Annotated in this window: 14 protein-coding genes; 2 read left to right on the top strand and 12 right to left on the bottom strand. The window is 44.6% G+C overall.

The features are described from left to right. Positions 1–27: 27 nt before the first annotated feature. From aqpZ to R7F07_RS01385, 3 genes are all read right to left on the bottom strand, one after another. A complete protein-coding gene (gene aqpZ / locus R7F07_RS01395; protein ID WP_171342830.1) occupies positions 28–726 on the bottom strand; it encodes an aquaporin Z in 699 nt (232 codons plus the stop codon). A gap of 229 nt (positions 727–955) precedes the next feature. Then, positions 956–1,204 carry a YkgJ family cysteine cluster protein gene (locus R7F07_RS01390; RefSeq protein WP_065767476.1) on the bottom strand — a complete coding sequence of 83 codons (249 nt, stop codon included), beginning with the start codon at positions 1,202–1,204 and terminating at the stop codon, positions 956–958. Between the two features lie 137 nt (positions 1,205–1,341). Beyond that, entirely contained in the window at positions 1,342–1,590 is a 249-nt protein-coding gene (locus tag R7F07_RS01385; RefSeq protein WP_005380625.1) for a GlsB/YeaQ/YmgE family stress response membrane protein, read from the bottom strand. 188 nt (positions 1,591–1,778) lie between these two features. On the opposite strand from R7F07_RS01385, the gene R7F07_RS01380 reads away from it, so the two are divergent. Continuing rightward, positions 1,779–2,219 carry a YcgN family cysteine cluster protein gene (locus R7F07_RS01380; RefSeq protein WP_005384948.1) on the top strand — a complete coding sequence of 147 codons (441 nt, stop codon included), beginning with the start codon at positions 1,779–1,781 and terminating at the stop codon, positions 2,217–2,219. Positions 2,220–2,410: 191 nt separating this feature from the next. Continuing rightward, on the top strand, positions 2,411–4,090 hold the full coding sequence (locus R7F07_RS01375; protein WP_005380681.1) for a mechanosensitive ion channel family protein: 1,680 nt from the start codon (positions 2,411–2,413) through the stop codon (positions 4,088–4,090). Positions 4,091–4,159: 69 nt separating this feature from the next. Here the strand turns inward: R7F07_RS01375 and R7F07_RS01370 are convergent, their stop codons facing one another. The 9 genes from R7F07_RS01370 to R7F07_RS01330 all read right to left on the bottom strand — a co-directional run bounded on the left by R7F07_RS01370 (position 4,160) and on the right by R7F07_RS01330 (position 13,109). Next, positions 4,160–4,444: a putative quinol monooxygenase gene (locus tag R7F07_RS01370; RefSeq protein WP_025767189.1), complete on the bottom strand. Its 285-nt coding sequence runs from the start codon at positions 4,442–4,444 to the stop codon at positions 4,160–4,162. Between the two features lie 17 nt (positions 4,445–4,461). Continuing rightward, positions 4,462–4,857 (bottom strand): VOC family protein, encoded by a 396-nt coding sequence (locus R7F07_RS01365; RefSeq protein ID WP_033907357.1) that lies wholly within the window; start codon positions 4,855–4,857, stop codon positions 4,462–4,464. Positions 4,858–4,997: 140 nt separating this feature from the next. Beyond that, on the bottom strand, positions 4,998–5,297 hold the full coding sequence (locus tag R7F07_RS01360) for a ribbon-helix-helix domain-containing protein (protein ID WP_005384938.1): 300 nt from the start codon (positions 5,295–5,297) through the stop codon (positions 4,998–5,000). A gap of 136 nt (positions 5,298–5,433) precedes the next feature. Further along, positions 5,434–7,011 (bottom strand): alkaline phosphatase, encoded by a 1,578-nt coding sequence (locus R7F07_RS01355; protein ID WP_025767190.1) that lies wholly within the window; start codon positions 7,009–7,011, stop codon positions 5,434–5,436. 398 nt (positions 7,012–7,409) lie between these two features. Then, the gene (locus R7F07_RS01350; protein ID WP_005380688.1) at positions 7,410–7,769 is read right to left on the bottom strand and encodes a hypothetical protein; all 360 of its coding nucleotides are present in this window, start codon (positions 7,767–7,769) and stop codon (positions 7,410–7,412) included. 251 nt (positions 7,770–8,020) lie between these two features. After that, positions 8,021–8,968 carry a ChaN family lipoprotein gene (locus R7F07_RS01345; RefSeq protein ID WP_042522507.1) on the bottom strand — a complete coding sequence of 316 codons (948 nt, stop codon included), beginning with the start codon at positions 8,966–8,968 and terminating at the stop codon, positions 8,021–8,023. Positions 8,969–9,066: 98 nt separating this feature from the next. Further along, a complete protein-coding gene (gene rlmA / locus R7F07_RS01340; RefSeq protein WP_005380691.1) occupies positions 9,067–9,894 on the bottom strand; it encodes a 23S rRNA (guanine(745)-N(1))-methyltransferase in 828 nt (275 codons plus the stop codon). 96 nt (positions 9,895–9,990) lie between these two features. Then, positions 9,991–12,027 carry a methyl-accepting chemotaxis protein gene (locus R7F07_RS01335; protein WP_171342832.1) on the bottom strand — a complete coding sequence of 679 codons (2,037 nt, stop codon included), beginning with the start codon at positions 12,025–12,027 and terminating at the stop codon, positions 9,991–9,993. 197 nt (positions 12,028–12,224) lie between these two features. Then, on the bottom strand, positions 12,225–13,109 hold the full coding sequence (locus R7F07_RS01330) for a D-hexose-6-phosphate mutarotase (protein WP_005384929.1): 885 nt from the start codon (positions 13,107–13,109) through the stop codon (positions 12,225–12,227). Positions 13,110–13,169: the final 60 nt, after the last annotated feature.

Raw genomic sequence — 13,169 nt, 5'->3', positions numbered from 1 at the left:
TTTTTTGATTTTGGGAGTTAGGAACGATTAATCGTTCGATTCTTTACCAAGAAGATTTTTGTAGATAACCGCACCAAACACGCCACCCACAATAGGAGCAATCCAGAACAGCCATAGCTGAGAAACCGCCCAGTCACCCACATATACTGCGACTGCCGTGCTACGAGCAGGGTTTACTGACGTATTGGTGACAGGAATGCTGATCAGGTGAATGAGAGTCAAACACAGGCCAATTGCGATAGGTGCAAAGCCTTGTGGCGCACGTTTGTCTGTTGCACCCATAATGACAATCAGGAACATCATCGTCATGACAACTTCAGTCACAAGTGCAGCGATCATCGAGTATTGGCCTGGAGAGTGTTCACCATAACCATTGGCGGCAAAGCCAGAACCCACAACATCGAATCCTGCTTGTCCAGATGCAATAACGTAAAGCACGCCACCTGCGATAAGCCCGCCGATCACCTGTGAGATGATGTAGGGAGCAACGTCTTTTGTCTCAAAACGACCGCCAGTCCAAAGGCCAACTGTCACTGCAGGGTTCAAGTGACAACCTGAAATATGACCGATAGCAAATGCCATCGTCAGAACGGTTAAACCGAATGCCAAAGAAACGCCCAACAGACCAATACCCACTTCAGGGAAACTCGCAGCCAACACCGCGCTACCACAGCCGCCTAACACTAGCCAGAACGTGCCAAAAGCCTCAGCCAAATACTTATTCATGTTCTTTCCTGATCTTTAATTAAATGACCCGCTGAACATAGTCGAGAATTGTCAATAAATTGTGAGGGAGATCGCGCAAAAACCGCAAATGGAACGCTATGTGGCAAGAGTTCTCAAGGGTGAGATAAAAGGCTGAGGGGGGGAGTGCTAAATCTTGAGTTTGCTTTGATTACTGCCTCGGAGAGAAACAACCGAGGTACTAACTTTAAACGTGTGGTCTAGAGTCGCGTTACGTCAATTGTTCTAATTCAGTGATGTTGTCGAGTGCTTCTTGATTGGTCTTGCCGCATACAATCGGACACGGTTTAAAATCGTGACAGACTTTAGGGCGTTCAGGCTTACCAAATAGCTTGCACAAATTGTCGTCGTTGAGTTGCACACAACGAACACCTGCAGGTTTGCCCTTGGGCATTCCAGGTATTGGTGAAGAGATACTTGGCGCAATACAGCACGCTCCACATCCTAATCGACAATCCATAATGTAAACCTCTTAAAAATTAAGGGGGCAATTATGGTCATTTTGACGTGGATTGGAAGAGTGAAGAAAGAAAAAAATAAAAGGGCGCGCTTAACATTACGCTCCCTTTTTGGTTTTTTGCTTTTAAATCATCGTGATTATTTTAAGAAACGGTTATAAACAAACAACAGAATAAATGCGCCTAGTGTTGCGGTAATGATACTACCAATGTTGACGCCAGTTGCTCCGCCGAAACCGAGAATGCCGCCAAGGAAGCCACCTACAAATGCCCCTGCAATACCAAGTAACATTGTTGCAATCCAACCGCCCCCATCTTTTCCTGGCATGAGCCATTTAGCAAGTGCGCCGGCGATTAAGCCCAAAATAATCCAAGAAATAATACCCATGAAAACTCCTTAATGCCTTCTTGATCAATTGAGTAATGGAAACTTGTTTAAGGATAGAACAGTAAAACGAAAGTAGTTGAATATCTCCACCGTTATGTGGGAAGGATGCAAGATCTTCTCAAAACTTGAACTTTTGCGTTGAGAAGAGTATAAATCGCCCCCTAAATTCCCTTGGTGAGACCTGAAGTATGAGCACTCCATTTTGGCAAAGTAAATCGTTAGAGCAGATGACAGAAGAGGAATGGGAATCTCTCTGTGATGGTTGTGGCAAATGTTGTTTGCATAAGCTTATGGATGAAGATACCGATGAAATCTACTATACCAATGTGGCTTGTAGCTGGCTGAACAGTAAAACGTGTTCATGTAAGGATTACCCAAACCGTTTCACTTCGGGTGAAGAGTGCACCAAGCTGACCCGAGAAGACATCGACGATTTTACTTGGCTGCCACACACGTGCGCTTACCGTCTGTTGGCTGAAAAGCAGCCTTTACCAGAATGGCATCCGCTGATTACAGGCTCTAAGTCCGCAATGCATGCGGCAGGGGAAAGTGTCCGTAACAAAGTCGTTTACGAGATTGATGTGGTGGATTGGGAAGACCATATTTTAAATCATCCCAACCGTCCTTAGTCGAATACAAACAAGCCTTTCATTGATTAAATGAAAGGCTTGTTTGCTATTGGGGCTCCCAACTTTGACGTCTCGCTAACGAAATGCTGCTCAGTTTATTATTTAGTGTTGTAAACTTAGGAGTATGATTTCAACGCTTTACACTTCTATTCCTGATTGTTTTGATCAGGATTGTTTCCTATGAGGTAAACATGACGTTTCATTTCCCCCAGAAACTGCGCCTGACATCTTGGGTGACATTATTCGCACTTGCCGTCATTATGTTCTCCCCAATGGCTGTTCATGCGACTGCTACTGACGATATCCAAGAGCCTTCTGCTGCCGAAATCTCGATTGACAACTTGAACCGAGAGATTGTGGATTTATCCCAAAGCCTCTCGCAAGCGAGTGGCGACGAGCGTGATGCCCTTCAACTGCAACTATTCCAAAAGAATGAAGAATTAAGAAGCCAGTTAGCGTCAGCGATTGAACGTGAAACTATCTCTCGCGACAAGCTGATCTTGCTAGTTAAAAAACAAGAACAATACTCTGAGGACGCGACGAACTATCTATCGGAAAAAATAAAGAAAGTTGTCGAGGATTTAAATAAGGCTAAGGATGAAGAGAAGCTTGCTCTTGTTAATGATTATCGAGAGCTACAGCGTTATCTTGATGTTAGCTTCGATTCGAGCTGGCAAAATCTCGCTTGGTTGAAGGAGCTAGGGGCCCAAAACGAGCGCGCAGAAGCGGAACTAAAAGATAAAATTGATAAACGTATGCGCTTACTGTCTGCTTCAATTGAGTACTTGAGTCAGCAAAGTGAGATCATTGGCTCCCAACTTTCGTCTAGCCCAGAGTCGGAAAAAGCGTCGTTGCAACTTAGTCAGCTCATTACTAAACAAAGGCTAAATATTGCGACAGAAAGCTTACGCAACCTGATTTCAATTGGTGATAAAGTCGGTTTAGAAACGTCTGAATACAAACGCCAAATTTTTGAAGTGACGGGTAATATCACCCATGATTTACTGAATACCAAAGTTGTGTGGTCAATACTGAGTCACTGGTCCAACTCGGCACTGGATTGGTTTGCCGAGAATGCACCGCAGCATATCTTCCAGTTGTTTGTTTTTGCGCTGATTTTATTGATCGCTCGCGGACTGGCTAAGTTAACTCGCAAAGTCGTCCGTAAAGCAGTTGCATCGAAAAACTTAAAACTTTCCCACTTGATGCAGGACTTCTTTATCTCGATGTCCGGCAAATTCGTGTGGGTGATCGGTATCATGGTGGGCTTATCTCAGCTTGGTTTGAACCTAGCGCCAATCCTAACCGGTTTCGGTATTGCTGGTGTGATTATTGGTTTCGCGTTGCAAGACACGTTATCCAACTTCGCGGCGGGTATGATGCTGCTTATTTATCGCCCATTTGATGTTGGTGATTTTGTGTATGCTGGCGGTGTGGATGGCAAGGTAAGCCATATGAGTTTGGTGAACACCACAATCCGTACGTTTGATAACCAAATTATTATTGTTCCTAACAGCAAAATCTGGGGAGATGTTATTAAGAACGTCACGCATGAACGCATTCGCCGCGTGGATATGGTGTTTGGCATTGGCTATGCGGATGACCTCTTAAAAGCGGAGTCAGTATTGTCTGATATCATTACCTCTCACCCGTCGGTACTTCGCACTCCAGAGCCAATGATCAAAGTTCATACATTAAATACGTCTTCTGTAGATTTTATTGTGCGCCCTTGGGTAAAAACGGATGATTACTGGGATGTATACTGGGATGTGACTAAAGAAGTGAAACTACGCTTCGACCGAGAAGGTATTTCGATTCCTTTCCCACAACAAGATGTGCATTTGCATATGGTGGAGAAGCAAGACGCTTAATCACAGATCCCAACTAGTGAAAGGCACTCTAGATAGAGTGCCTTTTTTGATCTTCGGTTAGCGCTATAGTTACAGTTCGTTAAAGAACACCAGTTTCGGCTCGCATTCTAACAAGTTGTCGATCTGGCTAATCAAAAGAGCAAAGTGTTCTGTTTTACCATGAAGCTCAAATGCTTGTTGGTCTTTAAATTGCTCCTGAAAAACGAAGTGGCATGCATTGTCTTTATCTTGGAACAATTGATAACGAACACAACCTTCTTCATTGCGAGTAGGTTCAAGCGCTCGGGTAAGTACCTCTTTCAACTCTTGTTCTTTTCCCGGTTGTGCATGAAAGGTAGCCGTCAAGTGAATCATAATGTTTACTCTTTTTGTTATAGGTAACGCCCTTGGCGTTGCAGGAACTCAATTTTGTAACCATCAGGGTCGGTTACAAAAAAGAACGTTGCTAAATGCTTTTGTTGATGGTCAAAGGCTTTGATGTCACCAGTTTCAATGCCGAGAGATTTAATGCGTTTGTGGGCTTGTTCAATGTCCTCCACGCTGACGGCAAGGTGGCCGTAACCTGAGCCGTGAGTGTAGGGCTCACTTTGGTCGTGATTGTGCGTCAGTTCCAATTCAAAGCCAGTTTCTTGGTTGGCTAGATAGGTTAGAGAAAAGCCATCAAAGATGTATTGATCAGCGACTTCTAGTTCAAGTATGTCACAGTAAAATTGTAGAGAGCGGTCCAGATCACTTACTCGGATCATGGTGTGAATCATTTTTGTCATAGGTACTCCTTGATAGTCCGCACAGGTTAGCGATTTCAAAAGGAGTCTGGGTAGTACTCTAGTACGACAAATTAGAAGATGCTCAAGGGTTTATAATACGGATGCATAGCCTAGGATGGTTATTGGTCGGTTGGTTGCTATTAACTGTTAAGTTGCGCAAGTGCTTGACGAGTGGTCTCTTGAGGTTGGCGGGCGTAAGTGAGGCAAGCGCATCGAAGTAAGGAGGCAAAGTTGTTCACTTCACCATTGTATTCGAGTGCTTCTTGATAAACAGTGCTTATGAATTTAGGAACCGTCATGTTTTGAGCACTAGCGATTTCCTCAAGAATTGTCCAAAAGCTCGCTTCAAGTTTTACACTGGTCGCGTGACCATCAATACGGATAGAGCGGGTGATGAACTGATAGTTGTCTTGGGGTTGCTTAGCAAAGATTTCGCACATTTTCTTTATTCATATAATTAAAGACCCATAATTATTGTGGTGTACGATTTAAAACGTCAACTGTTTTCATGCATAAAAAAACGCTCCCTTGCGAGAGCGTTGAAACATCACGAGTTGTGAAGTAAGTGCAAGTTGATTATTTAATTTGTTGCTTCAAGTACTCGCCTAGTTGCGAGTGGTGCATGATTTTTGATACTGGAAGGATAGTTTCTGCAGGTCCCCAAGCAAATACGTTGACAGGAGTATGCGTATGAGTACCCGTCCCCCATACTGTGTTTTGCTTTGTTGCATGCTCACGCGCTAGCAAGTTGCCACGGTCGTTGTAAGGAAAGAAAGCATCAAAGTCATTGATTGTCGGTACGTTCTCTTCGCTTAAGTATTTGTGTCCAGCGAGTCGGTATGGATTTGGTTTACTTGCTAATACGCGTTCTGCTTGCTCAGGCGTAATAGAAAAATCGCTATTTGCGTTCACGACTTCCGCAAACTTCTCTGGAGTTTGCTCTTTCTTATCAAGCGCTTGGAATTCACTGATCATGCCGTAGTAACTTTTCTTTTGGTTGTATAAACCATCGAGGATCTCGAACTGACCAAAGTTGAAGTTTGGCGCGTAATCCTGATTTTTGAATGCTTCGCCGTCGCGTTTTTGTGGTTTAGGCAAGTTTGCTGATGAGTAGCTAAAGCCAAAAGAGCCGGTTTCGTGGTCAGCAGTAACAATGATCAGGGTGTCATCACGGCCTTTTGCCCACTCATAAACTGAGTTTACCGCTTCATCGAATTTAAGCATTTCATGCAGCATCGTACCTGCATCGTTACTGTGGCCAGCCCAGTCAATTTGGCCGCCTTCAACCATCAAGAAAAAACCGTCTTTGTCTTTTGAAAGAATGTCGATTGCTTTGGTGGTCATTTCTTTCAGCGATGGCTGCGTGCGTTTTGGATCGTTTTTGCTTTGACTGTAGGCAATACCATCGTTCATGCCCGAGTAAGCAAAAAGTCCAAGTAATTTGTCACCTTTAGCTTGTGTGAGCATATCGCGGCTGAAAGCCAGGTTGTAACCTTGGTCTTGCGCCTCAGTAAGCAAGTTGCGTTCGTCTTTGCGTTTCGATTTTAGGTAGACATTTCCTTCAGTGAGCTTTTCAAGCTGCTCGTATGTCTCTCCCTTGTCGTTTGTCGACTTTGGAATCCAATGACGAAGTCCACCAGACATCATCACGTCTACGCCTGTTTCGAGCATATCCGCCGCAATACTGTTTTCTAGGGAGCGATGTGGTTGATGAGCGGCAAATGCTGCTGGCGTTGCGTGGGTCATACGCGTATCAGAGACGAGCCCAGTTGCTTTACCTTTACTTTTGGCTTTTTCTAAAATAGTTTCGACATGGTTGCCTTGGCTATCAATGCCAATGACTTCAGAAGCGGTAGGGATTCCTGTCGCTAGCATCGTAGCTGAGCACGCAGAGTCGACGACAATTGCGTCTTCTGGATTGGTCAGTGATGATCCAATCACACCTTCTTGAGCGAGTTTGTATAACGCTGTGCTTTCGCCTTTGTAAACCGAGTTAGGTGCGTGTTTTGCGTAGGTCTCGAGTAAACCAACTTGTTGAGGACCCATGCCGTCGCCGATCATCAAAATGACGTTTTTGATTTCAGCTGAGAGTGCATTGAAAGAGAGGGTAGATGCAGCCACTGCCGTAACGATTGGAGATACTAAGCGCTTCATTATATTTTCCTTGTTTATTGAAAGCGCAGGCATTAAAGCAATGATTTATGAAGGTTTTGTGTCGGTAATAAAAGTTTAACCAAATTGTCATTTTTGTTTGGTTTTGCAGAAAAAATGAGTCGCTCTCTAACGTTCGTTAGTTTGGAAAGAAGAAAGCCCACAAACGTGGGCTTGGATTACGCTTAGGAGTTGAAAGCATGGACTAAAGTTATCCATTCAGTGCCTTCACAAGAAACCTAGTTTAGGGAGCAATAAACGAGCATGTATTATCGGGCCACAAGAGCGGTCGAATTCACTTACGTTTGCATCATATCGTTCTTTGGCTTATTAAATTATGGGCTGCAGTAAGTGTTTGGTTCAAATAGGATTTGTTGTCGTGACGATTATCAGACTGGTTATCAGACTAATGCCAATATGATGCCACCAACGGTAAGTGCCGCAGACAGGTATTGACCCGCAGAATATGAGCCATCCTCTTCTTTCTCGATTTTATCAGGGTGATCCATGCCAAGCGCACCATGCGTGAAAGATTCGACCTTTTCACCAACAGATTTATCTTCTGCTTCTATTTTCTTGCTGTCGTGCTCGATTTGTTGCAGAGCGGCAAGTAGCGCTTTGCCCTCGGTCGAAAGCGTCACCTTATTGTGTTCGACTTTCAGAGGCGAAGCACTAGTTTCTTCTTGTGCAATACTTGCTTGTTTAGAGGCGACAGATTGTTTGGCATAGCTATTAACAGAAGTGCTTCCTACTGGATTCATCGAATACTCCTTGGAACATCGACACTCGGTCACTGAGTGCGGGTAAAAAGCAGTTATATTTTTATCGGCGGCAAAGTTTATTTCTGAAGCTATTTGGATAAAAACAGGTCTGCTTTTGCCGCTTCTAGTTTCTATTGGTGATCATTAGCAAAAAATAGACCAGCAGGAAGCAGCCCCTTGTCACTCGATGAACTCGGAGCGGTGTGATGATGCAACGCAACGGCAAGGTAGTAACTTAAATTGAAGAGCAGCTACTTACATTGAAGATCGTTATTGCGTTTAGTTAGATGTTGATATGCCGCCATGCGGTGAGCATCTTGTACATACCGTACTGGTGGTGCGAGAACCTCTAACTGATAGTCAGTATTATCAGAAAGCACGTTATCTGTTGGGCTAATTACAACCACTTTTAAGCTCGGGTTGCGGCTTAAGATTGATGCTGCCGTACCCAACCCTTGCTCGGTGTGAAACTTGCCTGCAACATGGACAACCTGAGCGCCTGGGTTGTCGTCTAGGTAGCTAACGATAGATTCCGCCATAGTTTCATCCCAAGTAACTTGAGCTGCAAACTGTTTTTCCGTCTGCTCTGGCTTACCGTGATGCATGGATGCCATGAACTTTTCTTTGTACGGACTACTACCAGTGTTGATGGCTTGTGCAATGAACATCCGCTGATCATCATCGAGCTTGTTAATGTAATCTAGCCCTTGTCGACCAATGCATCGGACAATGCTCTTTGGTGCATTTGCTGCAATGACCGGGAGATTTTTCTGCTTAGCAAACTCCACGAGAGGGCGATAGTCGCTTTCATAATTGGGCCAAGCGTTGGCTTGTTTCATTAAGTACTGTTCGCCGATCTCCCCACGTAGGTAAGCGTCAACAACAGGTTGTTTGTCGCGGGTAAATTGTTCCATAGATAACGCGAGTGAGCGGTCGTAGGACGTAAGTTGTTTGAGCATATCGGTTTGAAAGCGATGAACGCCGGCGTGTGTGTGCCATTCACCAATAAGAATGACATCTGCTTGTTGCAGCTCAATTGGCAGTTTGCTTAGAGCGATGTGCTCGCCAGAAGGGGTGTATAGTTGGTAGTCGTAAAAACTAGTGACTTCCGCTGAGGTTGCGTGAGAGTCGGTGTGCGTATATGAAGAGCAACCAGTAAGTAAGCCTGCAAAGAGCAAGCTCAAAGTAGAAAAGCGCATTGAAAAGCCTCCAAAAATGTCCGGATGATATTAATGGAGGCTGAGCAATGAATCAATATAAATGATAACTATTTGCGTTTGTTGTTTTTTTTGACTTATTAATTGAGTGTTTTTTTGCGATATACACGCAACATAAAATCAGCCTCACATTGGAAAAGTGTAGCGGATTTCAACTCTTCACGAAGAGCATCGGTTGCTTTCCATGCGAATGGCGTCATTTGCAATAAATCGATTGCGGCTCCGTTTTTCAAGTCCATAACATAGTTAAGATGCTGCTGGTGCTCTAATTCAAACCCTTCAATATGTTCTGGTTCTTCATTGTGAAGACGAACTTCTTGATAAATGCGCTCACGCAGTTGGTATAAGTGGCGGCTAGCAGGAGTAACCGTGACAACAACGCCGTCGTTTTTTACAACGCGCTGCAGCTCCTCAGCTTTACACGGGGCATAAATGCGCAAAATGGCATCTAAGGATTCATTTGCGAAGGGAAGTCGGTGACTAGAAGCCACACTAAAGTTGCAGTGCGTGTAACGCTTCGCCGCGTAACGAATGGCAACTTTGGAAATGTCTAAGCCATAAATCGTGGCATGGTTTGCTTGTGTTTCTATCGTCTTTTGTACTTGATCTGTGTAGTAACCTTCACCACAACCAATATCTAATAATTGATGGGTGCTCCCCTCAGTGTATGTTGCACACAGCTGCGCCACTTCTTGGCGCATTGGGTTGTAGTAATCTCCTTCAAGGAATCGACGACGAGCTTGCATCATCTCTTTGTTGTCACCAGGATCTTTAGAACGTTTGTGGTGCGCTGGCATCAAGTTAACGTAGCCTTCTTTTGCTAAGTCAAACTGATGATTGTTTTCGCACTTAAACGTTTTTTCATTTAACGCTAGAGCTTGGTGGCATAGAGGGCATTGATAGTTCATGACGATCTCGAACAGAAAGTAGGGCGGCAAATTCTATCAAAAAGCATGGTCTCAAGTGAAACAAAAAGAGCCGACTGGGTCGGCTCTTATTAAGTATTAGTGGAAGAAGTCGACTTGCTCTTTCAAGTTTCGTGCTTGTTGTTGAAGTTCAATGGCACTTTGCGAGGTTTTTGCGCTCGTGTTGCGGCTTTCTCGGTTAAGTTCACTGATAGAATGGGCATTTGCTGCAATTTCTTGTGAAACTTGAGCTTGTTCTTCTGAAGTCGCTGCAATGGCGTCGGCTTGAGAGGCTATCGACTGCACTTGTACTGCGATGGCTTCTAATGCTGTGCCCGCGTCTTGTGCTTTGTCCAAGACCTGGTTTGCACTGCGTTGGCTGTCTGTCATCATATTAACTGCATTATGAGTCGACCCTTTTAGTTTCTCGATAATTTCCACGACATCTTGAACTGAGCTTTGGGTTCGGTGCGCAAGTGTGCGCACTTCATCTGCTACAACTGCGAAGCCACGGCCTTGCTCACCTGCTCGTGCTGCTTCAATGGCGGCATTCAAGGCAAGTAAATTGGTTTGCTCAGCAATTTCATCAATCATTTTAGTGACGGTTTGAATACTCTCGCTATCGCGATTTACTTGCTCGATAGCCGTTGCTGATTGATCCAATTGATCGTTAAGTTGAGTAACGTCGATACATACGCCTTCAACAATCGCGAGACCAGACTGGCTATCGGTATTTGCTGAGCGTACGTTTTCCGCAATGCTTTCGACTTGTTGTGCGACAGATTGAGCGGAAGAGGCCATTTCTTCAATCGCTGTCACAACTTGCTCGACTTCTTGTTGTTGTCGGTCGGCTTGGGTCAAATTGCTATGTGCATCGTTGGCAACGCTGGTAGAGTTGCTCTCCACTAAGTCGCTTGTTGAACGGATCTTACCAACAAGTTCATTGAGCTGACTTGCCATACTGGCGACACCCGAGCTCAGGTTCGTAATTTCATTCTTTGATGCTTTACGAGACGCTGGGATGCTCAAGCTGACTTCGCCGCCGGCTAAGCGAGTCATGTATGAGTTTAGAGTCGTGAGAGGTTGTAAGCTGCGATTCAAGAAAAGTGTCAGTACAACAAAAGTAATGATTGCCGCTACCGAAGAAATGATGGCAATGAGTGTGAGAAGCGTGTCGCTACCTTTTGTCACTTCTTTGATAAACGTACCACCTAGCAGTTTCCAGTTCCAACCTGGAACCTCTGTGTAGACAAGATACTTTTCGCCTACGTTACCTTGGTACTCGAAAGGGTAGCGAATTAATCCACTAGATTGTTCGAAAATCTGACCAAAAGGCTTGTGACCATTGTAGTCGGCGACTTCTAGTATTGACGAATCTGAGCCGCTTTTTGCTGGATGAAGTAGGTATTTACCAAGATTGTTTTCGTCGTTATCAACGATAATGGTGTAACCAGTGTCGCCCCATTTTATCTCTTCGAGTGCATCGAATAAGGTTTGTGTCGCTTGGTCTACTGGTAAGCCAATAAACGATAGGCCTGCTACCTTTCCTGTCGCATCTTTGATTGGGGCATAGTAGGTAATGTAGCGCTCGCCATACAATTTAATTTGAGCGTAATACGGTTGTCCTGCTTTAAGTTGCTGATAACCAGGATGGTTGATGCCTAGCGTGGTTCCGACCGCTCGCTGACCTTGTGGATCTTTTAGGGAGGTGGACACCCGAATAAAGTCGTCACCCAATGGTGCGAATAGCGTTGCTATAGCGCCGGTATCACGTGTGAAACTGTCGACCAACTTGGTGTCATTAATTAAGCTTTCACTGTATTGAGTGATGTTTGGTACTTCATGTCCCATGAAGTCAACCGTGTAATTTTCGACATAGACACCGGCAAGGTAGCCATTGCGAAAAGTAGATTCGAGGACTTTAGCGGTGTGCAGGTAAGCATCGAATTGGCCAGCAATGGTTTTTGCCATTGATTCTACTTTAGATTGGTGTTCTTTCAGTGTGCTTTCCAATAGAACATCGGAAGCGTTGCGGTAAACAAGCGCTGCAATACTGCTGAAAGCAATGAATAGACACAAAGTGATCACCAGTTTCAACTGGAATCCGACACTTTGATTTCGGTATCTCTCTAACATAGACTAATTCCTGATATTTTTATTATTTATGAGTTTTGTATCGGTATGCTATCGGTTTATATGATCAATTTTTTTGATATTTATTAATGAAACCGTCAAAAGTGACCAGTAACCAATAAGTTAGTAAAGATAGGACCATCTAAGCAGAGCTTTTATTACAAAAAAGCCGGGTATCCCCGGCCTTTATATGGTGATTCTTACTGCGCTGAAATGACAGTGACAAGTTCATGTGTCTCACCTGGTTGGAGCGTTTGACCTTGCTCAATACTTGGTGCATGAACAGCAGACTCCACACACAACATGGTTTGATAGCCATCGTCAGCCATGTCACCCATGCTTTGCGCACCTTCTGCCCAAGGGTTCCATAATACTGCTGAGTTGTGGCCTTGGTTGTGTACGCTTAGCGTACGATCCAATACCGGGTCTTTTACCAAAATTTTCGCTTCTGGTTGCGTGTAAACGCGATCAATGGTGTCAGTTAGTTGTAGAACATTACCACCTTGGCATACCGCATCAGCTTTCAAGCTATCAATGTACTCGGCACCCATGCCTGTCGTTTGTGCTTGCTTAATGTCTCCAACGTTTAGGTAAGTATGTAATGCGCCAGAGAAGGTCCAAGCCTCGTCATCGATGTTCATGACTTTGAGCGTCACTTTTAGCTCATCGCCCACTTCAATCACCAAACGAGCGTCAAACATATGGGGCCAAATATCGTGGATTTCTTCTGTCGGGAACAGAGCAAGTTCAACAATCACACCGTTATGGTTCTCACGATGTTCAACCAACTCCCATTCTGCGGTGCGGGCAAAGCCGTGAGCTGGAGCAGCAATACGCCCAAACCAAGGCCAACAAATCGGAATACCACCGCGAAGAGCAGCTTTACCATCGAAGACAGCTTTTTCGCTCATCCAGATCAGATCTTCTTGACCTTCAGGCGTGAACGACACGACATGACCACCGTGTAGCGAGATGCCTGCCGTTGCTTTGTCATGAATCACTCGGATGATTTTTATCTGATCAACTTCAACGATAGTGACGTTATCAGATAGCACCGTTAGGGCTGGGAGAGTTTTTAAATCCATGTATAGTTTCCTATCGCTGGGGAGAGCTTTTAGACGCGCTTCTCACATTAAATGCAACAT

Source organism: Vibrio sp. YT-16, assembly GCF_033337405.1.
In the GTDB taxonomy this organism is placed as follows: domain Bacteria; phylum Pseudomonadota; class Gammaproteobacteria; order Enterobacterales; family Vibrionaceae; genus Vibrio; species Vibrio alginolyticus.
Note: the sequence above shows the minus strand (reverse complement) of the source record. Positions and strands in the feature narration are given on the sequence as shown.

Excerpts from the sequence above, each read along its gene's own strand:
- aqpZ (WP_171342830.1), bottom strand. The coding sequence starts at position 726 with ATGAATAAGTATTTGGCTGAGGCTTTTGGCACGTTCTGGCTAGTGTTA.
- R7F07_RS01365 (WP_033907357.1), bottom strand. The coding sequence starts at position 4,857 with ATGACAAAAATGATTCACACCATGATCCGAGTAAGTGATCTGGACCGC.
- R7F07_RS01335 (WP_171342832.1), bottom strand. The coding sequence starts at position 12,027 with ATGTTAGAGAGATACCGAAATCAAAGTGTCGGATTCCAGTTGAAACTG.
- R7F07_RS01360 (WP_005384938.1), bottom strand. The coding sequence starts at position 5,297 with ATGTGCGAAATCTTTGCTAAGCAACCCCAAGACAACTATCAGTTCATC.
- R7F07_RS01330 (WP_005384929.1), bottom strand. The coding sequence starts at position 13,109 with ATGGATTTAAAAACTCTCCCAGCCCTAACGGTGCTATCTGATAACGTC.
- R7F07_RS01380 (WP_005384948.1), top strand. The coding sequence starts at position 1,779 with ATGAGCACTCCATTTTGGCAAAGTAAATCGTTAGAGCAGATGACAGAA.
- rlmA (WP_005380691.1), bottom strand. The coding sequence starts at position 9,894 with ATGAACTATCAATGCCCTCTATGCCACCAAGCTCTAGCGTTAAATGAA.
- R7F07_RS01350 (WP_005380688.1), bottom strand. The coding sequence starts at position 7,769 with ATGAATCCAGTAGGAAGCACTTCTGTTAATAGCTATGCCAAACAATCT.
- R7F07_RS01345 (WP_042522507.1), bottom strand. The coding sequence starts at position 8,968 with ATGCGCTTTTCTACTTTGAGCTTGCTCTTTGCAGGCTTACTTACTGGT.
- R7F07_RS01370 (WP_025767189.1), bottom strand. The coding sequence starts at position 4,444 with ATGATTCACTTGACGGCTACCTTTCATGCACAACCGGGAAAAGAACAA.
- R7F07_RS01355 (WP_025767190.1), bottom strand. The coding sequence starts at position 7,011 with ATGAAGCGCTTAGTATCTCCAATCGTTACGGCAGTGGCTGCATCTACC.
- R7F07_RS01375 (WP_005380681.1), top strand. The coding sequence starts at position 2,411 with ATGACGTTTCATTTCCCCCAGAAACTGCGCCTGACATCTTGGGTGACA.
- R7F07_RS01385 (WP_005380625.1), bottom strand. The coding sequence starts at position 1,590 with ATGGGTATTATTTCTTGGATTATTTTGGGCTTAATCGCCGGCGCACTT.
- R7F07_RS01390 (WP_065767476.1), bottom strand. The coding sequence starts at position 1,204 with ATGGATTGTCGATTAGGATGTGGAGCGTGCTGTATTGCGCCAAGTATC.